Annotated in this window: 16 protein-coding genes; 9 read left to right on the top strand and 7 right to left on the bottom strand. The window is 75.9% G+C overall.

Features of this window, described 5'->3' with window-relative positions; translation table 11 throughout:
* Positions 1-346: 346 nt before the first annotated feature.
* Positions 347-628 carry a MerR family transcriptional regulator gene (locus ACIQI7_RS13305; protein WP_401108863.1) on the bottom strand — a complete coding sequence of 94 codons (282 nt, stop codon included), beginning with the start codon at positions 626-628 and terminating at the stop codon, positions 347-349.
* 605 nt (positions 629-1,233) lie between these two features.
* On the opposite strand from ACIQI7_RS13305, the gene ACIQI7_RS13310 reads away from it, so the two are divergent.
* A complete protein-coding gene (locus tag ACIQI7_RS13310) occupies positions 1,234-1,575 on the top strand; it encodes a hypothetical protein (protein WP_401108490.1) in 342 nt (113 codons plus the stop codon).
* 72 nt (positions 1,576-1,647) lie between these two features.
* Here ACIQI7_RS13310 and ACIQI7_RS13315 read toward each other — a convergent pair whose 3' ends face one another.
* Complete coding sequence (locus tag ACIQI7_RS13315; RefSeq protein ID WP_401108493.1) at positions 1,648-1,875, bottom strand: hypothetical protein; 228 nt, start codon at positions 1,873-1,875, stop codon at positions 1,648-1,650.
* A gap of 218 nt (positions 1,876-2,093) precedes the next feature.
* Between ACIQI7_RS13315 and ACIQI7_RS13320 the strand changes: the two genes are divergently transcribed.
* Positions 2,094-2,492: a hypothetical protein gene (locus tag ACIQI7_RS13320; RefSeq protein ID WP_401108495.1), complete on the top strand. Its 399-nt coding sequence runs from the start codon at positions 2,094-2,096 to the stop codon at positions 2,490-2,492.
* Positions 2,493-2,500: 8 nt separating this feature from the next.
* On the opposite strand, the gene ACIQI7_RS13325 is transcribed toward ACIQI7_RS13320, so the two are convergent.
* Positions 2,501-2,644 (bottom strand): hypothetical protein, encoded by a 144-nt coding sequence (locus ACIQI7_RS13325; protein ID WP_401108498.1) that lies wholly within the window; start codon positions 2,642-2,644, stop codon positions 2,501-2,503.
* A 108-nt stretch (positions 2,645-2,752) separates the two neighbouring features.
* Positions 2,753-3,028 (bottom strand): hypothetical protein, encoded by a 276-nt coding sequence (locus tag ACIQI7_RS13330; RefSeq protein ID WP_401108501.1) that lies wholly within the window; start codon positions 3,026-3,028, stop codon positions 2,753-2,755.
* Positions 3,029-3,210: 182 nt separating this feature from the next.
* Here ACIQI7_RS13330 and ACIQI7_RS13335 point away from each other — a divergent pair, with 182 nt between their 5' ends.
* The 3 genes from ACIQI7_RS13335 (at position 3,211) to ACIQI7_RS13345 (ending at position 9,742) form a co-directional block, all read left to right on the top strand.
* Positions 3,211-6,327 (top strand): type 2 lanthipeptide synthetase LanM family protein, encoded by a 3,117-nt coding sequence (locus ACIQI7_RS13335; RefSeq protein WP_401108504.1) that lies wholly within the window; start codon positions 3,211-3,213, stop codon positions 6,325-6,327.
* A gap of 5 nt (positions 6,328-6,332) precedes the next feature.
* Positions 6,333-6,611 carry a hypothetical protein gene (locus ACIQI7_RS13340; protein WP_401108506.1) on the top strand — a complete coding sequence of 93 codons (279 nt, stop codon included), beginning with the start codon at positions 6,333-6,335 and terminating at the stop codon, positions 6,609-6,611.
* A gap of 212 nt (positions 6,612-6,823) precedes the next feature.
* On the top strand, positions 6,824-9,742 hold the full coding sequence (locus tag ACIQI7_RS13345; RefSeq protein WP_401108508.1) for an AAA family ATPase: 2,919 nt from the start codon (positions 6,824-6,826) through the stop codon (positions 9,740-9,742).
* A 208-nt stretch (positions 9,743-9,950) separates the two neighbouring features.
* On the opposite strand, the gene ACIQI7_RS13350 is transcribed toward ACIQI7_RS13345, so the two are convergent.
* Together ACIQI7_RS13350 and ectB are read right to left on the bottom strand one after the other, a co-directional pair.
* The gene (locus tag ACIQI7_RS13350; protein WP_401108510.1) at positions 9,951-10,889 is read right to left on the bottom strand and encodes an ornithine carbamoyltransferase; all 939 of its coding nucleotides are present in this window, start codon (positions 10,887-10,889) and stop codon (positions 9,951-9,953) included.
* Positions 10,886-12,187, bottom strand: coding sequence for a diaminobutyrate--2-oxoglutarate transaminase (gene ectB / locus ACIQI7_RS13355; protein WP_401108512.1), 1,302 nt, complete (start codon positions 12,185-12,187; stop codon positions 10,886-10,888). The genes ACIQI7_RS13350 and ectB overlap by 4 nt, the downstream gene beginning before the upstream one ends.
* A gap of 206 nt (positions 12,188-12,393) precedes the next feature.
* Here ectB and ACIQI7_RS13360 point away from each other — a divergent pair, with 206 nt between their 5' ends.
* Positions 12,394-12,615, top strand: coding sequence for an MbtH family protein (locus ACIQI7_RS13360; RefSeq protein WP_387747593.1), 222 nt, complete (start codon positions 12,394-12,396; stop codon positions 12,613-12,615).
* A complete protein-coding gene (locus ACIQI7_RS13365; protein ID WP_401108515.1) occupies positions 12,612-14,465 on the top strand; it encodes an amino acid adenylation domain-containing protein in 1,854 nt (617 codons plus the stop codon). The genes ACIQI7_RS13360 and ACIQI7_RS13365 overlap by 4 nt, the downstream gene beginning before the upstream one ends.
* 271 nt (positions 14,466-14,736) lie before the next feature.
* Here the strand turns inward: ACIQI7_RS13365 and ACIQI7_RS13370 are convergent, their stop codons facing one another.
* Complete coding sequence (locus ACIQI7_RS13370) at positions 14,737-15,048, bottom strand: helix-turn-helix domain-containing protein (RefSeq protein ID WP_401108518.1); 312 nt, start codon at positions 15,046-15,048, stop codon at positions 14,737-14,739.
* Between the two features lie 173 nt (positions 15,049-15,221).
* On the opposite strand from ACIQI7_RS13370, the gene ACIQI7_RS13375 reads away from it, so the two are divergent.
* On the top strand, positions 15,222-21,773 hold the full coding sequence (locus tag ACIQI7_RS13375; protein ID WP_401108521.1) for an amino acid adenylation domain-containing protein: 6,552 nt from the start codon (positions 15,222-15,224) through the stop codon (positions 21,771-21,773).
* On the top strand, positions 21,770-23,110 hold the full coding sequence (locus tag ACIQI7_RS13380; RefSeq protein WP_401108524.1) for an MFS transporter: 1,341 nt from the start codon (positions 21,770-21,772) through the stop codon (positions 23,108-23,110). Before ACIQI7_RS13375 ends, ACIQI7_RS13380 begins: the two co-directional genes overlap by 4 nt.
* Positions 23,111-23,201: the final 91 nt, after the last annotated feature.

The raw sequence follows: 23,201 nt of genomic DNA on the forward strand, positions 1-23,201 counted from the left end.
CGCCGGCCGGCGCCCTGGCCGCTCGCAGTGTTCCGGAACGCTGCGAGCGGCCCCGTGTTCCGCCGGAGGGGCACTCCGGGCAGTGGATGCGCAGGCCGGTGCGGCCTCACACGGCCCCGGAATCCCGTTGTCCGGAAACGACTTCCGCACGGGTGGAACTCACGCGCAGCACCCGGTCGACGCCGGGTCGCTGCAGCATGGCTGCGACCAGTGAGGGCAGGTGCCGGATGGCCGGGGGTAGCGAACGGTCGGCCGGCGCACCGGAACGGGGGACCCGTCTCCGGGGCGGCCGGCGGTGCGCGATCGTCGCCCACCGCAGGCCGGTCTCGTCGCCCTGGCAGGCGGGTCAGGTGTCGGCGCCGGGTTCCTGACCGTGCTGGGCGGCGCGCAGTTGCTCGTTGATGCGCAGCGCTTCTTCGAGTTGGTCTTCGAGGATGATGATGCGGCAGGCGGCGTCGATGGCGGTGCCCTGGTCGACGAGGTCGCGGGCGCGCATCGCGATCCGTAGCTGGTAGCGGGAGTAGCGGCGGTGTCCGCCCTCCGAGCGCAATGGTGTGATGAGGCCCTGCTCGCCGAGGGAGCGCAGGAAGCCGGGGGTGGTGCCGGTCATCTCGGCGGCGCGGCCCATGGTGTACGCGGGGTAGTCGTCGTCGTCGAGCGAGTCGGGGGTGTGCGGTCGGATGGTTGCCGTGGTCACTGCACCTCTTCGTGTTGTGTCGGTGGACGCGCTGAGGGGCCCCGGGGCCATTGCGGCTCCCGGGGCCCCGAAGGGTTTTACACCATCTGCCGGCCCTGGGGCCGGGTTCCTTACGTCCGCGTCGCCCCGGAGTGGGGGCCGTGCGGGGATCGCGTATGCGTGACCGGAAACCACCGTCCTCGCGTTGGGGGTCTTCGGAGTCCGCCCGGGTGATGCTTCACGGGCCGGGCGATCCTGATGGCGCTCTGTCCCTCCGTTCATCCTTTGTACTGACTGATGTACTGCAATGCACTTGCCGAACTGCGGTACCGCTAGGCGGCGGCTCCTGATGCCTGCGAGCCACCTGGCCCGGTCGCCGGTCCCGTCGCCTTACTGCACCATCCGTGGCTTCAGGACCCTGCAACCGTTCCTACCTGCAAACTTCTGTACTTCTGCCCGCCAGTTCGTGTCTGGCGGGTACCGCTTGACCTCGTCTACGAGAGAAACACTAACCGCGGCGCGTGCCAATGTCTACTTCAGCGAACATAGATTTTTCGATGCCGGGCAGGAAGATATTCTCCGCCTCGCACAGCGTGGGGCGGTCGTTCGCCGCAGCCACACCGGGACGGAGGACGACGCGCGAGGCGGGCAGGAGGACGAGTGAGCAGGAGGCGGCGCTGGAAGTCCGGCAGACCGCGCGGCAGGTGCGCACCCCCGCCCCGCATACCCAGGCGTCGCCGGCGGCGGCCATCGCGGAAGCCGTCCGTGATCGGGACGAGCGGGTCCTTCGCCGGCTGCTGGCCCGCTTCGCCGAGCAGGCCGCCATCGCGGACCTGCCCGCCCTGCGCGATGCCATCGACACCCGGCAGCACGACGACCGCCCGCCGGGGGTCGGATAGGCCGGGCCGTCCGCCGGGCTGCCGCCGACCGGCCGCAACCGATGGACACGGGAAAGCGCCCGGGTCAGGCGCTCAGGGGCCCACCGAGGCTGCGACCTGCTGCTCGCTCAGCCCGACAGGGATGCACTCCTCCAGCTGTTCGCCGTCGTCGGTCAGCACGCCGAATGCGCCGTAGCGGGCGTCGACCAGTTCCACCGCGGTGGTGATCACCCGGCGGAGCACGACCGGTAGCTCCAGGTCCCGGCCCACCGCCATCACTGCGTCCAGCAGGTCCTGGAAACGGCGCCGGGTGTGAACCATGTCCCGCGGCCCTCCGACGATCCGGTCCCTCTCGGAATCGACTCGGTGGCCGCGGTCTGACGCGTCCGCCCGACCGGACCCGTCCTCCGGAGTGGGCTATTTCAACAGAGCGACCCGCATGACCCGGCTTCCACAAACAACGCACCGGTCTGCCCTGGACCAGCTCAAAGTGATCTCTGTGGGACCCGCACTCAAGAGTGTGCGCGAGAATGTGGATCATGGAGGGGAAGTACAGGCTGCTGCGCCAGACAAGTCGATGGGCGCGGTTTGCCCAGGTCACCGTGCACGGAGCCGTGGCCACCGTGCCAGAGGTCCGGATGGGTCCCGACGTGTTCGGTTGGCGCGGCCGGGCCTACGGCACCGCGCCGTGCGCCAGCCGCGCCGATGATCAACGCATCCAGGCAGAGGCGCGGGAAGGTGCTTGGTACGCGCTCATGCGGCTTCCCGAAGAGGCCCGTGGCGTGCTCGTTTCCGTCGTCGAGATCGTGACGGCACCAGCAGACACGGGCCCCGACGACGTGAAGTTCGCTGCGGCGCATGCCGTCTGGCAAGCCGTCGGCCGGAACCCGGACCAGTATCCATGGATCGGCGAGGACGGGAATCCCGTCTTCCCATAGCGACGTGCTCACAGCCACTCGTTGATGGCCGCGACCAGCACGGTCGCTTCGTAGCGGACCGCGAGTCCGTCGCATCCCGTGGCGACCATGCGGTGGCGCTTGGGGCGGTTGATGCCGCACGGCACGGCGTGGCGCTCCTTGTAGTCGTCCACATCTGCGCAGGTAGACGCGGTTTGCGCGGTGCCGGCCGGGTGCGAGGGCGTCCCGGGCCGAGCCGCGGCACGCGGCGGAAGCCCGTCGCCGGCTCCTCCCGGCGGCGCCTACGGCTCCAGCCGGGGGTCGTCGATGCCGACCGTGACAATCCCCGGCGGGTACGGCTCCGGATCGGCCGTCAGGATCAGGTGCTGCTGCGGACGCACCGGGGTGGGCAGGCTCACGACAATGGCGTGGGCCACACCCTGGTCGCCGTAGCCGTCACGGACGCGGGTGCTCGGGGCCGCCCTGAACGCCCGGCCGATCGGGGTGGCGGCGGCAGCTCCGGGGGCCGCCCGGGTCACGGTGTACCGGTGCGGCTTCGCGGGGGGCGGGATGTCCACCTCGCACGTCCTGGAGAAGGCGTCCCTGCACCTCCCCGGGAGCCGCGCGGGGGGGCGGGTGCCTGACGACGGGGGCCGGGCGGCGGGTGCCGGGCGGAGGACGGCCCGCACGGTAGCCACGTGATCATTACGTGGAGATCACACCCTTGTGCAATCATCCACACGATGCCACCCTCTGCACTGTGATTGCCAGGGACCCCACGACCGTCAACGCCGGTTCCGGATCCGGTGGTTGGTGGCTGCCCGCCGTCCGGGCAGCGGACCGGGCCCCGGCCGACCGGCCCGACTGGGCGGCGTTCGTCGAGCGGGCGGTGGCCGGGGTGCCGACGACCGACACGACCGACACGACCGATGCGACCGACCGCGGGTCACCCGCCGGGGACCTGCCCGGCGTCAGCGGGTTCCGGCCCGTGGTGGCGCCGCTGGCCCGGCTGGCCGGGGCCGGACTGCCGACCGCGCTGCCCGCCGGGGCGGTCGACCTGCCCGCGGTACGGGCACGGTTCGTCGACGGGCTCACCGACACGCTGGCCCGGCAGGCCGCCCGGACGCTGGTCCTGGAGCTCAACGTGGCCAGGGAGGAAGGGGTGTTGGCGGGCGACTCCCCCGCCGACCGCTTCCGCGACTTCGTCCGGCGGATGGCCGCACCGGCCGCGCTCCGCGCGCTGTTCGGCGAGTACCCGGTGCTGGCACGGGTCCTGGCCCGGACCTGTCTGGCCGCCGCCGACGCCTTCGCGGAACTGCTGACCCGGTTCGCCGCCGACCGGCACGAGGTGACCGGGGCCCTGTTCCACGGCGTCGACCCCGGCCCCCTGGTAGCCGTCCGGCACGGCGCGGGCGACGGGCACCAGGGCGGGCGGTCCGTCGCGGTGCTGCGCTTCGCCGGTGGCGGGCGGCTGGTGTACCGGCCGCGGCCGACCGCCGTCCACCGTCATCTCGCCGACGTGGTCCACTGGTTCAACACCCGGCCCGGCACCCCCGGTCTGCGGATCCCCGTCCTGCTGGAGCGACCGGGCTACGGCTGGCTGGAGTTCGTGGAGCGGCGGCCGTGCACCGAACCGGCCCAGGTGCGGCGGTTCTACCTCCGGCAGGGCGCCTGGCTCGCCCTGCTGCACGCCCTGGACGCCACCGACCTGCACGCCGGGAACCTGATCGCCTGCGGTGAGCACCCCGTACCGGTCGACCTGGAGACCCTCTTCCACCCGCCCGCGCCCGCCGACCCGGACCGGCCGGACGACGACCCGTGGCACGAGGACCCGGCGGCGCTCGCGCTCCAGGCCTCGGTGCACCGCACCGGCCTGCTGCCCCGGCTGGTCCTCGGCGACGAGCGTGCCCTGGACGCCTCCGGGCTCGGCGGTGACGCCGGCGCCGGCTCCCCGAGCGCGGCCGTGCGCTGGGCGGCGGCGGGCACCGACGGGATGCGGCTGGTCCGCGGTGCGGCCGAGTTCGCCGGCGCCGAGAACCGGCCGCGGCTCGACGGCAGTGACTCCGATCCGGCCGACCACCTGGACGAGCTGCTGGCCGGGTTCCGAGCGGGCCGCCGGGCCCTCGTGGCGGGACTCGCCGACCTCACCGGCCCGCGCGGCCTGCTGAGCGCCTTCGCCGAGGACGAGGTCCGGGTGGTCCTGCGGGCCACCGAGGAGTACGCGACGCTGCTCGACGAGTCGACCCACCCCGACGTGCTGCGCGAGGCCGGGCACCGCGAGGCGCTGTTCCGGACCCTCGGCACCGGCGAGTCCGCCCGGCCCGGCCCGGCGGCGGTGATCGACGAGGAGGTCGCCGAACTGTGGGCCGGTGACGTGCCGCTGTTCACCACCCGCCCGGGCGGGACCGAACTGCGCGGAGGCCGGGGCCGGCCGGTCCCCGGCGCCCTGGACCGCCCCGGCCTCGACCGGGTCGCGGAGCGGCTCACCACCCTGGGGGCGACCGGTACGGCCGAGCAGGAGTGGATCGTCCGCGCGGCCATGGCGGCCCGCTCGACCGGCCCGGCGCACGGCCACGCCGGGCCGGGGACGCCCACCGACCCGCCCGCCGCTGCGGACCCCGCCCGGCTGCTCGCCGCCGCCCGGGAGATCGGCGACCGACTGGTCGACGGGGCGCACCGGTCCGCGGACCGGGCCAACTGGCTCGGGCTCGACCTGATCGCCGACCGCTACTGGCGGCTCGCCCCGGCCGGCGCCGACCTCGGCGGCGGCTACCCCGGGCCGGCGCTGTTCCTCGCCCAACTCGCCGCGCTCACCGGGGCGGACCGCTACGCGGAGGTGGCCCGTCTGGCTCTGCGGCCGGTGCCGGCCCTGCTGGAGCGGCTCGCCGCCCGGCCCGAGGACCTGGCGCTGGTCGGTTCGGGTGCCTGGGCCGGCCTGGGCGGCCTCACCTGGGCGCTGGCGCAGGTCGGCGGCCTGCTGGGCGACCGGGAGGTGCTCGGCTGGGTCGGGCCCGCCGTCCGGCTCACCGCGGCCGCCGCCGAGGCGGAGGAGCCGTTCGGGCTGGCCGACGGTACGGCCGGCGGGCTGGCGGCCCTGCTCGCGGTGCAGCGGGAGACCGGTGACGCCGAGGCCCTGGCCGGTGCCCGGCGCTGCGCCGACCGCCTGCTCGATCGACTCGACCGGTACGAGGTGCACGACGGGCACGGCCCGGATGAGCCGCGCGACCGGCCCGACCGCCCGGCCCCGGGCTTCGCCACCGGAACGGCCGGCCTCGGCTGGGCCCTGCTGGCGTACGCGCAGGCGGACGGCGGCGCCGCGTACCGGCACGCGGGGCTGGCCGCGCTGCGCTCGTCCGTGGCCGGGCGGGCACCCGGCGGGTCCTGCTGCGAGGGCGCGCCCGGCATCGCACTCGCGGTGGTCGACAGCGGGGCGTCGGCGGGCGACCCGGAGCTGGCCGCCTGGGCCGGGGCCGCCGTCGACGCGGCGGTGACGGCCGGGACGCGACCCGACCACAGCCTCTGCCACGGCGAGACCGGCGTGCTGGAGCTGCTCGGCCGGGCCCCGGGCGCCGCCGCCCGGCGAGGGCTGGCGCGCCGTTCGGCCGCCCTGCTGGACGCGCTGGCCCGCACCGGGCCGGTCTGCGGCACCCCCGGCGGCCTCACCGTCCCGGGTCTGCTGTTCGGGCTGGCCGGAGTCGGCCACGGGCTGCTCCGGCTCGGTTTCGCCCACCGCACGGCTTCGGCGCTGCTCCTGGCGCCGAGTTCGACGCGGCCGTCCCACGAGGACGCCGTGACCCACCCGCGGTCGTCCCCCGGGACGTCGCGGCACCGAACGGCGTCCACCCCGGCCGCCGTGACTCACGGAAGAGAAGGGTGAACTCCTTGAACCGATCCGACCCCCTGGCCAGAGCACTCGCCGGAACCACCGCCGCCGCGGGCAGACCGGCCGTCGGGCAGTCCGCCGGAACGCCCGCGCCGGAGGCCGTCCGCCGGTGGAAGCGGGCCGACGGGCACGAGGGCGTGGCCGCCGACCACCCGGCCGGCGCGATCAGGCTGCACCCGGGCGGCCGGCTCGCCCGCCGCTCCGTGCTGCTGGGCGGCGGGACGGCCCGGATGGCCGAAACCGACCCGTGGACGACGATGAGCTACCACGAGGAGTAGCCGGCCCCGCCCGTCCGGGCCCGTGTGTGCGCCGCCGCCCCCGGGTGCACACGCGGTCGGCGTGACCCCCGCGGCGCGCGGCCGCCGGCGCCCGGACGACCCGCCACCGCCCGCCTGACCGGCACGTTTAGGCATGAACATGCCGGTCGGGCGGGCGGTGAATGCCCGATTCCGCTCTACCGGAGCCGTCCGGTGACCAATAGCCTGCGGCCATGCGGACCTCATCACCGGTGACCGTCGGCCGCACGGCCGAAACGTCACTGCTGCGACGAACCCTGACACGCCTTCAGAGCGACGGCGGGCGCGCGGTGTTCCTGGTCGGCGAGGCCGGCATCGGCAAGTCCCGGCTGGTCGACGACTGCGCCGGGCGGGCCGTGGCCGCCGGACTGCCGACACTGCGCGGGCGCAGCAGCGCGACCGGGGCGGACACGCCCTTCCGCCCGCTGGCGGAGGCGCTGTACTCGTGCTTCCACGCCGAGGGCCCCCCGCAGGACGCCGAACTGCTGCCGTACCGGCCCGCCCTGGGCCGGCTGGTGCCGGAGTGGCGGTCGGTGGCAGGGTCGGGGTACGCCGAGAGCGTGGTGGAGCTCGCCGAGGCGCTGCTGCGGCTGCTGGGCGTGATCGGCCGCCGGTCCGGCTGCGTGCTGGCGCTGGAGGACCTGCACGACGCGGACGCGGAGACGCTCGCCGCGGTGGAGTACCTGGTGGACCACCTCGACCGGGTGCCGGCGCTGCTGGTCGCCACGCTGCGGCCGGAGCCGGGCAACGCGTTGGACCTGGTGCGCGGCGCGGAGCGGCGCCGGGTGGCGTCCGTCGCCGCGCTGCCGCCGCTGACCACCGCCGACGTCGGGGCGCTGGCGGCGGGCTGCCTGGGCGTGCCGGAGGGTGGCGTGCCGTCCGCGGTGACCGGCCGACTGGCCGAGCGCAGCGGCGGGAACCCGTACCTGGTGGAGGAGTTGCTGGCCGAGCTGGTCGGCTCGGGCGCGCTGCGCCGGGACGGCGACGGCTGGCGGGTGACCGGCGACCTGGCCGCGACCGTGCCGGCCAGCGTGGTGCACGGCTGCGGCCTGCGACTGGGCCAGCTGGCCCCGCCGGTCCGCGACCTGCTGCTTTCGGCGGCCACCCTCGGCCCCCGGTTCTCGGTCGACAGCCTGCAACTCGTCACCGGGGACGACGGTCCGGGCCTGTTCGCCCGGCTGCGCGCCGCGGCCGAGGCGGACTTCATCGTGCCGGACCCGGGTGCGCCGGAGGGGTACGGCTTCCGGCACGCCATCACCGCGCAGGCGGTGCTGGAGAGCGTCGCCCCGGCCGAGCGGGCCGCGCTCGCCCGCCGGGCCGCCGCCGCGCTGCGCAAGGCCGGGCCGCCGTACGCGGCCGACCACGGCCGGCTGGTGGCCCGGCTGCTCGTCGCGGCCGGCGACCACCACGGCGCGGCCCTGCTCTACGCGGAGGCCGGCCGGCAGGCGCTGGCCGAGGGCGCGTCCGCCTCGGCGGTGCGGCTGCTGGAGCGGGCGGTGGAACTGGCGGCGCCGGCCGACCGGACGGCGGCCGCCGAGTCGCTGGGCTACGCGCTGGTCGAGGCCGGCCAGCTGGACCGCGCGCTCGCCCTGGCCGACACCCTGCCGACGGCCAGCGCGGCGGCGTTGAGCCCCGAACGGGAGGTCGCGCTGCGCACCCGACTGGCCTGGGCGGCCGTGGTGGCCGAGCGGGGCCCCGAAACCGTCACCCAGGTCGCGGCGGCCCGGGCGCTGCTGCGCGACGGGGGCCGGCCCGAGCAGACCGCCGCGCTGGCGGTGGTCGAGGGGCACCTGGCGCTGCTGCCCGGCCGGCGGGACCGGGTGGACGACGCCGAGCGGATCGCCCGGGAGACCGCCGAGGAGGCGGAGCGGACCGGGCCGCCGGTACTGGCCTGCCAGGCCCTGCAACTGCTCGCCCTGCTCGCGCGCGAGCGCGGCTTCGACGCGGCCGACCAGTGCCTGGAGCGGATGCTGGCGGTCGCCGAGACGCACGGCCTGCCCAACTGGCGTTTCGAGGCCCTGCTCCGGCTGGGCGCCAACGCCTTCCTGCGCACCGGCGACGCCCGCCGGCTGGAGCAGGCCGGGGAGGCCGCCCGGGAACTGGGCTCGCTGGTGCGCACCCAGCACACCGAGAGCCTGCTGGCGATGAACGCCGTCCTGTGCGGCGACCCGGCCACCGCCGAGGCCATCGTGGACCGCTGGCTGGACAGCAGTCTGCGGATGGGCAACCTGGCCACCCACCGCTACCTGCGGCTGACCTCGGCGACGCTGGCCGCCCACCGCGGCCGCCGCCGGGACATGGAGCGCGAACTGCGGCTGTTCCGGCAGGCCGGGGGCGACGGCTCGCTGCTCACCCCGGTGGTGCTCGGGCTCTGCCGCGCGGTCTGCGCGCTGCTGGAGGAGGACCGGGCCGGCGCGGAGGCCGAGCTGACCGCCACCGCCGAGTGGGAGGCGCAGCACCCGAGCGTCTTCTACCTGTCCGGCCAGTACGGGCTGGCCCCGCTGCTCGCCGTACTGGCCGGCCGGGCGGACTGGGCCGCGTACGAGGCGGTCGCCGGCTCCCCGGGCGCGGAACTGGCCTGGAACCGCCCGTTCCTGGCACTGGCCCGAGCGGTCCTGCTCGGCCGGCGGGGCCGGGGGGCGGACGCCGCCGCCGAGGTCGAGCGGCTGCGGCGGGACCCCGACCTCTTCCCGACCGCCCACCGGCTGGGCCTGCGGCTGGTCGCCGAGGCCGCGCTGGCCGACGGGTGGGGCGATCCGGTGAGCTGGCTGCGCACCGCGGAGGAGTACTTCCACGAGCTGGACGTGCCGTCCGTCGCGGGCGCCTGCCGGGCCCTGCTCCGGCAGTCGGGGGCGAGCGTCGGGCAGCGCCGCAGCGGCCGGGACCGCATCCCGGCCGCGCTGCGGGAGCGGGGCGTCACCCCGCGCGAGTACGAGGTGCTGGCGCTGCTGGTGGACCGGCCCGGCAACCAGGACCTCGCCCGGCGGCTGTCGATCTCGCCGCGCACGGTGGAGAAGCACCTGGCGAGCCTGGTGCAGAAGACCGGGGCGGCCGACCGGGGCGGGCTCTGCCGACTGGCGGCCGAGCTCGCCCCGGACCCGCGCCGGCCGTGAGCGCCGGTGCACCGGAGCCCCCGGAGGGGCCGTGGGTACCGGTGCACCGGAGCACCCGGAGGGACGTGGGCACCGTGCCCCGTGGACGTGGGCACCGATGCGTCCCCGGCCGGCCGGGGACGGCGGCGCGGCGCACGGGCCGGGAACGGGCGGCGCGCCGGGCCGGCCGTTCACGACGCCGCCATCGCGCCGCCGCGCCACACCGCGCTCAGCCGTTCCCGGCCGTGCACCACTCCAGGGCGGCGCGCGCGCTGTGGTACTTGTTCTCGGCCTGCCCGAAGGCGAGGCTGAGCGGTCCGTCGAGCACGGAGGCGGTGACCTCCTCCCCCCGGTGGGCCGGCAGGTCGTGCAGGAAGACCGGGGCGGAGGTGGCGGCCATCACCGCGTCGTCCACCCGGAAGGGGTCGAACAGCGAGCGCCAGTCCGGGTCGGGCTTGCTGGTGCCGGTGGTCTGCCAGCGGGTGGTGTAGACGACGTCGACCTCCGGCAGGCCGGCCATGTCGTGCCGCTGCTCGACCAGGCCGCCGCGGCGCCCGGCCCCGGCCGCGGCCCGCTCCACGTACCGGGGGTGGACGCCGTAGCCGGGCGGCGTGCGCAGGTGCAGCTCGGTGCCGGCGTAGCGGGACAGGGCCAGCGTGAGCGCGGAGGCGCTGTTGTTGCCCTCCCCCGCGTAGAGCACCCGGAGCCCGTCGATCCGGCCGAAGTGCCGGTGCAGGGTGGTGAGGTCGGCGAGGGCCTGGGTCGGATGCTCCTCGGCGCTCATCGCGTTGATGACCGCCATGGTCTGCTGGTCGGCCAGCGCCCGCAGCTCGGCCTCGGGGCCCGCCGTCCGGGCCACCAGCACGTCGAGCATCCCGGACAGCACCCGGGCGGTGTCCTCGACGCTCTCACCGGTGTTCTGCTGGAGGTCGTCGGGACCGTAGCCGATGATCTGCGCGCCGAGCCGCAGCGCCCCGGCGGAGAAGGCCGTCCGGGTCCGGGTGGAGGTCTTGCGGAAGAGGATGCCGACCACGTGCTCGCGCAGCGGGCGGGCGTCCTCGGCGTGGCCGGCGGCGAACTCGGCGCCCCGGCGGACCAGGTCGTACAGCTCCTGGTCGGAGAGGTCGTCGATCGAGATCAGGTGGCGGCGGCTGGTCACGGCGCTCACCCGGCCAGGATCGCGTCGAGGACGACGGCGAGGCCGCGTTCCAGCGGGGCCCGGTCGATCGCCAGCGGCGGGAGGAGCTTGACCACCTCGTCGTGCCGGCCGGCGAGTTCGACCACCAGGCCGTGGTCGAAGCAGTACCGCTGGACGCGTTCGGCCCGCTCGGGGCCGCCCGCCCCGGCGAGGTCGAGGCCGAGCACCATGCCCCGGCCGCGTGCCGTGACGCCGGGCACCTTCGCGAGGACGGTCTCGCCGAACTCGCGCAGCCGCTCGGCGTTGTCGGCGAGGGCGTCGAGGAACTCCGGCTGCTCCCAGTAGTCCCAGGCGGCGGTGGCCGCGACGAAGGCGAGCTGGTTGCCGCGGAAGGTCCCGGTGTGCTCGCCGGGCTCCCAGCAGTCGAGGTCGCGGCGCAGCAGCACCAGGGAGAGCGGCAGCCCGTACCCGCCGATGGACTTGGAGAGGGTGATCAGGTCGGGGACGATGCCGGACTGCTCGAAGGCGAAGAAGGTGCCGGTGCGGCCGCAGCCGGACTGGATCTCGTCGGCGATCAGCAGGATGCCGTGGCGGTCCGTCAGGTCGCGCAGTCGGCGGAGCCAGTCCGCGGAGGCCGGGTAGACGCCGCCCTCCATCTGGAGCGGCTCGACGATCACGGCGGCCGGCAGGTCGGTGCCGGAGGACGGGTCGGTGAGCAGCCGCTCCAGGTACCCGATCGAGTCGAACGCGCCGTGCGGGCCGTCCTCGTAGGGGACGAAGGTGACGTCCTGGGCGATCGCGCCGCCGGCCCGGCGGGCCCGCCGGCTGCCGGTGACCGCCAGCGAGCCCTGCGACATGCCGTGGAAGCCGCCGGTGAAGGCGACCAGGCCGCGCCGCCCGGTGGCCTTGCGGGCCAGTTTGAGGGCGGCCTCCACCGCGTCGGTGCCGGTCGGGCCGGTGAACTGGACCTTGTGGTCGAGGCCGCGGGGGCGCAGCAGCACCTCGTCCATCCGGGCCAGGAAGTCCCGCTTGGCGACGGTGTACATGTCCAGGCCGTGGCTGACGCCGTCGGCGGCGAGGTAGGCGGCCAGCTTCCGCTTGATCGGGTCGGGGTTGTGGCCGTAGTTGAGGGCGCCGGCGCCGCAGAAGAAGTCGAGGAAGACCCGGCCGTCCTCGGCGTGCAGTTCCGCGCCCTTGGCCCGCTCGAAGACCACCGGGAACTTCCGGCAGTAGAGCCGGACGTCGGCCTCCATGGTCTCGAAGAGGGCGTGGTCGCCGGGGGCCGGCGGCTCTCCCGGGGTGGCCGGCGCGGTCCGTTCGACGGTCATGTGTGTCCTTTCCGACGCGGCGGGGTCCGGCCAGCATTCCGGCGCGGCGCGGGCGCGCAGAAGAGAAGGACCAGCAGTCCTGCGGGCAGCGGGGCTGCCGGATTGTCGGCCGCTTCTTCCCTATGGCGTCCGGCCCGTCCCGGGCGAGTCTTCCTGTCGCGGCGCCCCGGCCGAGCGGGCGCCCGCCCCTGCGAGAGGAGAGCGGAATGGCTGACGAGAGTACCGACCCGCGCACGTACTGGGTGGTCCGCAACGACGAGGAGCAGTACTCGATCTGGCTGGCCGACCGGGAGCTCCCGTTGGGCTGGCAGCGGGAGGGCAAGGAGGGCCCCAAGCAGGACTGCCTGGACCACATCGACACGGTCTGGACGGACATGCGCCCGCTGAGCCTGCGTCGGCGGATGGAGCAGGAGACCCGGACGGCATGAGCACCGTGGTTGGCCGCGCCGACGCACCCCTGCCCGACCGGTGCGTGCACGAGTGGTTCGCGGGACGGGCGTCGGGCACGCCGGACGTGACGGCCCTGGAGTTCGGCGGACGGCGGCTGACCTACGCCGAACTGGACTCCCGGGCCAACCAGTTGGCCCATCTGCTGCGCGCCCGCGGGGTCGGGCCCGATGCCCCGGTCGCGGTGTGCGCCCAGCGCAGCCCGGAGGTGGTGACCGCCCTGCTGGCCGTGCTCAAGGCGGGCGGGCACTACCTGCCGCTGGACCCGGAGTACCCGCCCGAGCGGCTCGCCTTCATGGTGGCCGACTCCGGCGCCCGGATCCTGCTGGTCGAGCCGGGGCTCGCCGACCGGTTCGCGGCCACCGGCCTGGACCGGGTGGCGATCGAGCCGGACTGGTCGGCGGCGGCCGGCCTGCCGACCACGGCCCCCGCCTCGGGGGCCGTACCGGACGACCTGGCCTACGTGATGTACACCTCGGGCTCCACCGGCCGTCCGAAGGGGGTCGGGGTCACCCACCGCAACGTGCTGCGGCTGGTGCACGAGGCCGACTACGCGGACCTCGACCCGGGGCAGGTGGTGCTGATGCTCGCCCCGCTGTCCTTCGACCTGTCCACCTTCGAAATCTGGGGCGCGCTGTGCAACGGCGCCCGGCTGGCCGTGCTGCCGCAGGGCGTGCCGACCGCCGCCTCGATCGAGGAGGCGGTGCGCCGGCACGCCGTCAGCGTGGCGCTGCTGAGCACCGGGCTGTTCCAGCACGTGGTGCGCACCCGGCCCGGCGCGCTGGCGACGGTGCGCCAGGTCCTGGTGGCCGGTGACGTGGCGCCGCCGGCCGAGGTGCGGATGCTGGTGGAGCAGGGCGTGGAGGTGGTCAACGGCTACGGGCCGACCGAGTGCACGACCTTCTGCGCCGCGCGGCGCGGGGTCACCCTGGCCGAGACCCGGGGCTCCGTCCCGATCGGCCGGGCCATCACCCGGACCAGCCTGTACGTGGTGGCGGAGGACGGCGTCTCCCTGCTGCCGGCCGGCGAGCCCGGCGAACTGCTGGTCGGCGGGCCGGGGGTGGCCCGGGGCTACCACGGCCGCCCGGCGCTCACCGCCGAGCGGTTCGTCCCGGACCCGTACGGCACGGTGCCCGGCGCCCGGCTCTACCGCACCGGGGACCTCGTCACCGAGGGCCCCGACGGGCAGCTGCTCTTCCACGGCCGGCGCGACCAGCAGGTCAAGATCAACGGCCATCGGATCGAACTCGGCGAGGTCGAGGCCGCGCTGAGCAACCACCCGGAGGTCCGGGCGGCGGTGGCCGCGGTCCGGCCGACCCCGGCCGGGGACAAGCAACTGGTCGGCTACGTGGTGTCGGACACCCTCGACCGGCCGGGCCGGCCGCTGCGGGAGTACCTGGGCGGGCTGCTGCCCGAGTACCTGGTGCCGACCGCATGGGTGCGGCTGCCCGAACTGCCGCTGAACCCCAACGGCAAGGTGGACCGGGCCGCGCTGCCGGCCCCCGGCGACGACTCGGACCGGGCGCCGGTGACCGTCGCGCGCACGCCGGTCGAGCGGGCCGTCGTCGAGGTCTGGTCCGAGCTGCTCTCGGTGGCCGCGATCGGCGTTCACGACGACTTCTTCGAGCTGGGCGGCCACTCGCTGCTGGCGACCGAGGTGGTCGCCCTGCTGGGCGAGCGCTTCCCGGTCGAGCTGCCGGTGAGCGCGGTGTTCGACGCCCGCACCCCGGCCCAGCTCGCCGAACGGCTGCGCGAGGCGATCACCGAGCGGGTCGAGCAACTTTCCGATGCAGAAGTGGAGTCGATGTTGTCTCAGGTGATCGAGGGTTGACATCCTCCGCGCGCTGAAGCACGGGGTGGGTTCCTGTTTCAACGGGCCGTGCCTGGCGTGGGATCGCCACGCCGGGTCTCACCGGCCCTCCGCAGGCGTTTAGCCTGTCCGCCCGTCCGGCGGCCAGGATGTTCCGAGCAGCATCGAGGTCACGATCGTGAGAGGTGCCGCACGCGCCGCACGTCGTCCACCCGGCGGACGTCCAGCGGCTTGGGCCCGTCCAGCACGCCGCACGTGGAGCACACCTGCGACGTGGGTTCGTACCGGCCGATCACACCGAGGTGCCGTCCGTACCGGGTGGCCTTCTCCGCGAGGAGCCGGCGGTGTCCAGGTCGCGAAGGGACGATTGCAAAGCGTCCACCGAGACCGACCCGAGCCACGACCTGGCAACGGTCTTCTTCGCATCGGTGATCACGGCTTTGGCCAGAGCACCGGTCGGGATCTTCGACCGGTCCGCCTTCCACGCCGCCTTCCGCAGGGCGAGCGCATCGTTGTAGACCACCCGCAGGCACCCGAACGCACGGGCCAGCAACTGCCTCTGACCTGCCGTCGGATACAGGCGATAGGAGTACCTGAGATACACGGGACCAACCTACCGGCAGGCGCTGACAACCACCTGCGGCCACCTGCACGGCGGTCCGCCATAACGGCGGAACGCCGCCTCCGAACCCGCTCCGCAAACAGTCCGTTTCTCCCCCGCAAGCGGGAGGTACCCCCACCCCCGGCTCGGGCCGGGGGTATCCACGGAGGTCCCCGATGAACACTCCACTGACCGGTCCCTCCCCGTCCGACCAGGCCGACCAGGCCGAGCGGCGCCGGGCGCTGCTGGACGGCCTGCTGCGCGGCGCGGCCCGGCCCGCCCCTCCCGGCGGCGGCGCCGAGGGCGCCGTCGCCCGGCTGGCCCGCGGCGGCCCGCTGCCGCTCTCCTTCGCCCAGCAACGGCTGTGGCTGCTGGAGCAGCTGCGCCCCGGCACCGCCGAGTACGTGCTGCCGGTCGGCTGGGAGCTGCGCGGCCCGCTGGACGTGACGGCGCTGCGCCGCGCGCTGGCCGAGGTGTCGGCCCGCCACGAGGTGCTGCGCACCCGCTACCTGGAGGTCGACGGCGAGCCGCGGCAGCTGCCGCTGGACGTGGCCGCACCGGAGTTCGAGCTGGTCGACCTGGCCGTGCTGCCCGCCGCCGACGCCCGGGACCGGCTCGACGGGCTCGTCGAGCGACTGGCCCGCGCGCCCTTCGACCTCACGGCCGGCACCCCGCTGCGGGCCCGGCTGGTCCGGCTCGCCGAGGAGCACCACGTCCTCGTCCTGGCCTTCCACCACATCGCCTTCGACGGCCATTCGGTCGGCGTCCTCGCCGCCGAGCTCGGTGCCCTGTACCCGGCGTTCGCCGAGGGGCGGCCCAGCCCGCTGACGCCGCCCGCGGTGCAGTACGCGGACTGGGCCGGCTGGCAGCGCGAGGCGCACTCGGCCACCGCGACCGCCGGCCAGCTCGACTACTGGCGGCGGAAGCTGGCCGGCTCGACCGCGCTGGAGCTGCCCACCGACCGGCCCCGGCCGCCGGTGTTCGACCCGGCGGGCGCGATCCTGCCGTTCACCGTGCCGGCCGCCACCGCCCGTGCCCTGACCGCCTGGGGGCGCGGCCGGGGCGCGACGCCGTTCATGCTGCTGCTGGCCGCCTTCAAGCTGCTGCTGGCCCGGCACGCCGGCCGCGCGGACGTCACCGTCGGCGCCCCGCTGGCCGGTCGCACCCGCCCGGAGGCCCGCGAGCTGCTCGGCTTCTTCGTCAACACCCTGGTGCTGCGCACCGACCTGTCCGGGGAGCCGACCTTCGAGGAGGCCGTGGAGCGGGTCCGGGAGAGCGCGCTGGGCGCCTTCGCCCACCAGGACGTCCCGTTCGAGCGGCTGGTGGACGAGCTGGGCGCCGAGCGCGACCTGTCCCGCAACCCGCTGTTCCAGGTGATGTTCGCCTACAACGGGGCGAGCACCGGCCACGGCTTCGGCGGCGCCGGGCTGAGCGCCACCCCGTACGCCACGCCGTGGCACAGCGCCAAGTTCGACCTGACGCTGCACCTGACCGAGCAGCCCGACGGCTCGCTGTCCGGCGTGGTCGAGTACGCCACCGCCCTGTTCACCCCCGAGCGGGCGGCCGTGCTGGCCGAGCACTTCACCGCGCTGCTGGAGGCGGTCGCCGCCGACCCCGGCACCGCCGTCACCGGCGCCACCCTGTTCTCGCCGGACGAGCGCGCCCGCCTGGAGCGGTGGAACGACACCGCGGTGCGCTACCCCGAGGACGAACTGCTGCACTCCCTGGTCGAGCGGCAGGCCGAGCGCACCCCCGCGGCCGTCGCCGTGCGCTTCGGGGCGGACGCGCTCGACTACCGCGCGCTGCAGTCCCGCGCCGAGGCGCTGGCCCGCCGGCTGCGGGCGCTGGGCGTCGGCCCGGAGCGCACCGTGGCCGTCTGCCTGAACCGCGGGCTGGAGCTGCCGGTGGCGCTGCTGGCCGTGCTCCGGGCCGGCGGCGCCTACCTGCCGCTGGACCCGGGCTACCCGGCGGACCGGCTGGCCCACATGCTCGCGGACTCCGCCGCCCCGGTCGTGCTGACCACCGGCGACCTCGCGGCCGCGCTGCCCCCGCACCGGGCCCGCGTGCTGCTGCTGGACGCCGACGCCGGCGAGGAGGCCGCGGAGCCGGCGGAGCCCGTGGCCGCCGCGGCCGTCGACCCGCTGCACCCGGCCTACGCCATCTACACCTCCGGCTCCACCGGCCGTCCCAAGGGCGTGGTCACCACCCACCGGGGCGTGGTCAACCGGCTGCGCTGGATGCAGGACGCCTACGGCCTCACCGAGGCCGACCGGGTGCTGCAGAAGACGCCGTACAGCTTCGACGTGTCCGTCTGGGAGCTGTTCTGGCCGCTGATCACCGGCGCGACCCTGGTGATGGCCCGGCCGGACGGCCACCGCGACCCCGGCTACCTCGCCCGGGCCATCGCCGACCACGGCGTCACCACCCTGCACTTCGTGCCCGCGATGCTCCGCGCCTTCCTGGCCACCGTGCCCGCCGACACCCCGCCCGCCGCGCTGCGGCTGGTGCTGTGCAGCGGCGAGGCCCTGCCCGACGACCTGGCCGCGGCCTGCCACCGCCACCCGGTGACCGGCGGCGCCGCGCTGCACAACCTGTACGGCCCCACCGAGGCCAGCATCGACGTCACCGCCACCCCGTGCCGGCCCGGCGAGCGCGTCACCATCGGCACGCCCGTCTCCAACACCCGCGTCCACGTGCTGGACGACGACCTCGCCCCGGTGCCCGTCGACGTCCCCGGGCAGCTCTGCCTGGCGGGCGTCCAGCTCGCCCGCGGCTACCTCAACCGGCCCGCGCTGACCGCCGAGCGCTTCGTGCCCGACCCCGACCCGGCCAACCCGGGCGGGCGGCTCTACCTGACCGGCGACCTCGCCCGGCGCAACCCCGACGGCACCCTGACCTACCACGGCCGCGGTGACCACCAGGTGAAGCTGCACGGGCACCGGATCGAGCTCGGCGAGATCGAGGCCGCGCTGCGCACCCACCCGCTGGTCGCCGACGCCGTGGCGGCGCTGCACGGCACGCCCGGGGGCGAGCGGCTGACCGCGCACGTCGTCCCGGCCGACCCGGCCGCCGCGCCGGCCGCCGCCGAACTCCAGGCCCACCTGCGGCTGTCGCTGCCCGAGCACATGGTCCCCACCGCGTGGACCACCCTGCCCCGGCTGCCGATCACGCCGAACGGCAAGCTGGACCGCGCGGCCCTGCCCGACCCGGTGCCGCAGGCCGCCGCCGAGCACGTCCCCCCGCGCACCCCGGTCGAGCACCTCGTCGCCCGGGCGTGGGCGGCGGCCCTGGACGTCTCCCGGATCGGCGTGCACGACACCTTCTTCGACCTCGGCGGCGACTCCATCCTCGCCATCCGCGCCGTCGGCCGGCTGCGCGAGCAGGGGCTCGACGTGTCCGTGCAGGACCTCTTCCGGTACCGGACCCTGGGCCTGCTCGCCGAGGCGCTGGCCCCACGGGCGGCCGGCCGGCGGGCCGAGCCCACCGCGCCCTTCGCCCTGCTCGCCCCGGGCGACCGCGAACGGCTGCCGGGCGGCCTGACCGACGCCTACCCGCTGTCCCAGGTGCAGGCCGGGATGGCGTACGAGATGCTGGCCGGCGCGGACCGGGGCATGTACGTCAACGTGCTGAGCTACCCGGTGCGCGAGGAGGACGACGGCTTCGCGCCCGACGCGCTGCGCGCCGCCGCGGCGCTGCTGGCGGAGCGGCACGAGATCCTGCGGACCTCGGTCGACCTGTCCGGCCACGGCGAGCCGCTCCAGTTGGTGCACGCCGTGGCGCACGTCCCGCTGGAGGTCCACGACCTGCGCGGGCTCTCCGCCGAGCGGCTGCGGGCCGAACTCGCCGCCGCCACGGCGCGCGAGCAGTCCACGCCCTTCGACCTCGCCGCGGCCCCGCTGCTGCGGCTGGTCGCGCACCGGATCGACGACCGGCGGTGGCGGCTGACCGTCGTCTACGCCCACACCATCCTGGACGGCTGGAGCCAGAACTCCCTGGTCCCCGAACTGCTGGGCTACTACCGGGCGTTGCGCGACGGCCGGGACCCGGCCCCGCCTCCCCCGCCGACCACCCGGTTCGCCGACACCATCGCGCTGGAGCGCCGCTCCCTAGAGTCCGCCGAGGACCGGGAGTTCTGGCGCGAGCGGGTGGCGCGGTACGGGCCGTGGCGGGTCCCCGAGGGCTGGTCCGCCCCGGAGCGGCACCGCGCGGACGGCGGCGACGAGGCCGTCCACCGGGTCGCCCGGGTGGGCTTCGCCGACCTGCTGCCGGGCCTGCGCGCGGTGGCCACCGGGGCCGGGGTGCCGCTGAAGAGCGTGCTGTTCGCCGCCCACCTGACCGTGCTCGGCCTGTTCGGCGGCGGCACCGACGGCCCGGCCGCGTTCACCTCCGGGCTGGTCTGCAACGCCCGCCCGGAGACGTCCGACGGCGACCAGGTGCGCGGCATGTTCCTCAACACCGTGCCGTTCCCGGTGGTGCTCGACGCGGCCGACTGGCCCGCGCTGGCCCGGGCCGTCTTCGCCGAGGAGACCGCGCTCTGGCCGCACCGGCACCACCCGCTGCCCGCCATGCAGCGCGCCTGGGGCCAGGACACGCCGCTGGTCGACGTGTTCTTCAACTACACCGACATGCACGTGCTGGCCGGCGAGGGCATCGACGCCGACGAGGTCGAGGACGTGACGCCGAACGAGTTCGGCCTGTCGGTCTCCACCGTGCCCGGCACCCTCCAGCTGGAGGCCGCCGCGGACCGGATCGGCGCCGAGGAGCTCGCCCTGCTGGCCCGGGCCTACCGGCACGTGCTGGCCGGCCTGGTGGCCGACCCGCAGGCCGACCCGCGCGCCGTCACGCTGCCCCCGGCCGACCGCCGGGCCCTGCTGCCCGCCGGTCCGCCGCCCGCCGCCGACCAGGGCGGCCCGACCGTGCCGGAGCTGTTCCACCGGCAGGCCGAGCGCACGCCCGACGCGGTGGCGCTGGTCTGCGGCGAGGAGCGGATCGACTACGCCGGGCTGCGCTCGCGCGCCAACCGGCTGGCCCACCACCTGCGGTCGCTGGGCGCCGGCCCGGGCACCGTGGTCGGGCTGCTCCTGGAGCGCGGCCCCGAGCTGCTGACGGCGATGCTGGGCGTGCTCGGCTCCGGCGCGGCCTACCTGCCGGTCGACCCGAACCTGCCCGAGGACCGGATCCGCTTCCTGTTCGACGACTGCGCCAGCCCGCTGGTCGTCACCGACCGCGCGCTGGCCGCCCGGCTCGCCGCCGACGGGCCCGCCGGGGGGCGCCGACTGGTGCTGACCGACGCCCACCGGGCGGAGATCGCCGCGCACCCGGACACCGCGCCCGCCGTGGACCTCGACCCGGCCGCGCTGGCCTACGTCATCCACACCTCCGGCTCCACCGGCCGCCCCAAGGGCGTCATGATCACCCACGGCGGACTGGCCGGCTTCCTGACCGCCGTGGCCGAACAGGTCCCGCTGCGGCCGGACGACGCGGTCGCCGCACTGACCACCGTCTCCTTCGACCCGTCCGTCCTGGAGCTGTACCTCCCGCTACTCGCGGGCGGGCGGGTGGTCCTCGCCGACACCGAGGAGGCCAGGGACCCGCTGCGGATGGCCAAGCTGCTGGACCGCGCCGGCCCGGCCGTCGTCCAGGCCACCCCGGTCACCCTGCGGATGCTGCTGGACGCCGGCTGGAGCGCCCCCGCCGGGCTGCTGGTGCTCAGCGGCGGCGAGCGGCTCACCGCCGACCTGGTCGAGCGGCTCACCGCCGGCGGCGCCCGGGTCTGGGACCTGTACGGCCCCACCGAGACCACCGTCTGGGCCACCGTCACCCGGCCGGGCGCCGACCCCGGCGGAGCCCCGTGGTCCGTCCTGGCCAACACCCGGCTGTACGTCCTGGACGGGCGGCTGGAGCCGGCCCCGGACGGCGTGGTCGGCGAGATCCACCTGGGCGGCTCGGGCCCCGCCCGGGGCTACCTCGGCCGGCCCGGCACCACCGCGGGCGCCTTCCTGCCCGACCCCTACGCCGGGGTGCCCGGCGCCCGGATGTACCGCACCGGCGACCTCGGCCGCCGGCGCCCGGACGGCGGCGTGGAGCTGCTCGGCCGGGCCGACCACCAGGTGAAGATCCGCGGCCACCGGATCGAGCCCGGCGAGATCGAGACCGCGCTGCTCTCCTGCCCGGAGGTGCGGGCCGCCGTGGTCCAGCCGGTGACCCTGCCGACCGGCGAGGTCGACCTGGTCGCCCACCTGGAACCGGTGCCCGGCGCCAGGGTGCCCGGCCACGGCGAACTGCGCGACCGGCTGCTGGCGACCCTGCCCGACTACATGGTCCCGGCCGCCTTCTCCGTCCTCGACGCGCTGCCCCTGACCCCCTCCGGCAAGGTCGACCGCCGCCGCCTGCCGACGGTCGAACCCGGCGTGGACGTCCAGGAGTTCGTCGAACCCAGGACCCCGGACGAACGGACCGTCGCGGCCGCCTGGCGCGAGATCCTCGGCCACCCGCGGATCGGCGCGCACGACAATTTCTTCACCCTCGGCGGGCACTCCGTGCTGGCCACCCGGATCGCCCTGCGGCTGCGCGAGGCGACCGGCCGGGACGTCCCGGTGCGGGCGGTCTTCGACCGCGCCACGGTGGCCGCGCTGGCCGCCGCGCTGCCCGACTACCCGGAGGCGGGCGCGGCCGCCGCGCTGCCGCTGCTGGGCTCCCGCCGGGCCCGCCGGGGCGGTGCCCGGTGACCGCCGTCGCGGCCGGGCGGCCCGACGCCGAGGACCTGCCGCTGCACCGCAACCGGGACTTCGTCCTGCTGTGGACCGGCTCGGCGCTGTCCATGCTGGGGTCGACGGCTGCCACCGTCGCCTACCCGCTGCTGGTGCTGGCCGTCACCGGCTCGGCCGCCGACGCGGGGCTCGCCGGGTTCACCGCGCTGCTGCCGCTGCTGCTCTTCCCGGTGCCGGCCGGGGCGCTGGTGGACCGGGTGGACCGCAGGCGCCTGATGATCTGGTGCGACGTCGTCCGGGGAGCCGGCGCGCTGAGCATCGTGCTCGCGCTGGCCCTCGACCGGCTGACCCTGGCCCAGATCCTGCTGGTCGGCTTCGTCGAGGGCACCCTGACGGTCTGCCACGAGCTGGCCTCGCACGTCGCCGTCCCGCACCTGGTGTCGAAGCGGCGGCTGACCGAGGCGCTGTCGCGCAACGAGGCCCGGGAACGGGCCGCGATCACCTTGGGCACCCCGCTGGGCGGCGCGCTCTTCGGGGTGGCCCGGGCCCTGCCGTTCCTGCTGGACGCGGTCAGCTACGTGGTGTCGGTGGTGACGCTGCTGCTGATCCGCAAGGACTTCCAGTCGGCGCCCGGCACGGCGGAGGAGACCGCCGCCGCCGACACCGGCGCGGACGCCGACGCCGGGCCGCCCGCCAAGCCGCTCGCCGAGCTGGCCGCCGGGTTCGCCTGGCTGTGGCGCCAGCCGTTCCTGCGCACCGCCGCCCTGGCCGTCGCCGGCAGCAACCTGCTGTTCCGGGCGCTGTTCCTGGTCGTCGTGGTGCTCGCCGACGAGCGCGGCGCCTCCCCCACCGGCATCGGCGTCCTGCTGGGGGTCGCGGGGGCGGGCGGCGTGCTCGGCTCCACCGCCGCCGCCTGGTGCCGGCGGCGCCTGCCGCTGCCGGCCGTGGTGATCGGCGCCAACTGGGCCTGGGCCGCGCTGGCGGTGGGCCTGGTCCTCGCCGACGACCTCTGGCTCACCGGCGCGCTCTACGCGCTGATGTGGTTCGTCGGCCCGATCTGGAACGTCGCCGTCGCCACCCAGCAGCTCTCCACCACCCCGGACCACCTCCAGGGCCGGGTGTCCGGCGCCAGCTCGGTGCTGTCCGGCGGAGCGCTGCCGCTCGGCTCGCTCGCCGGCGGCCTGCTGCTCCAGTGGTACGGCACCGGGACGGCCCTGACCGCGCTCGCCGTCTGGATGGTGCTGCTGGCCGCCGCGGTGACGCTCAGCAAGGCCGTCCGCCGGGGCCCGGCCGCCCCCGGCGACCCCGCGGCGAGCGACCCGGCGCTCCCCGCCCCGACGGACGCACCCGCCTGAGCCCGTCCCCGTCCTCTCCCGACGCTCTCACCAGGAGTCCCGCCATGACCCGTACCCCAACCACCTCCCCGGCCCGGGCCGGCCGCGACCC

Origin of the sequence: Kitasatospora sp. NPDC092039 (assembly GCF_044756065.1) — a bacterium.
In the GTDB taxonomy this organism is placed as follows: Bacteria; Actinomycetota; Actinomycetes; order Streptomycetales; family Streptomycetaceae; genus Kitasatospora.

Bases quoted from the DNA above. Each gene is read 5' to 3' on its own strand.
- ACIQI7_RS13305 (WP_401108863.1), bottom strand. From the start codon at position 628: ATGGGCCGCGCCGCCGAGATGACCGGCACCACCCCCGGCTTCCTGCGC.
- ACIQI7_RS13310 (WP_401108490.1), top strand. From the start codon at position 1,234: ATGCCGGGCAGGAAGATATTCTCCGCCTCGCACAGCGTGGGGCGGTCG.
- ACIQI7_RS13315 (WP_401108493.1), bottom strand. From the start codon at position 1,875: ATGGTTCACACCCGGCGCCGTTTCCAGGACCTGCTGGACGCAGTGATG.
- ACIQI7_RS13320 (WP_401108495.1), top strand. From the start codon at position 2,094: ATGGAGGGGAAGTACAGGCTGCTGCGCCAGACAAGTCGATGGGCGCGG.
- ACIQI7_RS13345 (WP_401108508.1), top strand. From the start codon at position 6,824: ATGCGGACCTCATCACCGGTGACCGTCGGCCGCACGGCCGAAACGTCA.
- ectB (WP_401108512.1), bottom strand. From the start codon at position 12,187: ATGACCGTCGAACGGACCGCGCCGGCCACCCCGGGAGAGCCGCCGGCC.
- ACIQI7_RS13360 (WP_387747593.1), top strand. From the start codon at position 12,394: ATGGCTGACGAGAGTACCGACCCGCGCACGTACTGGGTGGTCCGCAAC.
- ACIQI7_RS13365 (WP_401108515.1), top strand. From the start codon at position 12,612: ATGAGCACCGTGGTTGGCCGCGCCGACGCACCCCTGCCCGACCGGTGC.
- ACIQI7_RS13375 (WP_401108521.1), top strand. From the start codon at position 15,222: ATGAACACTCCACTGACCGGTCCCTCCCCGTCCGACCAGGCCGACCAG.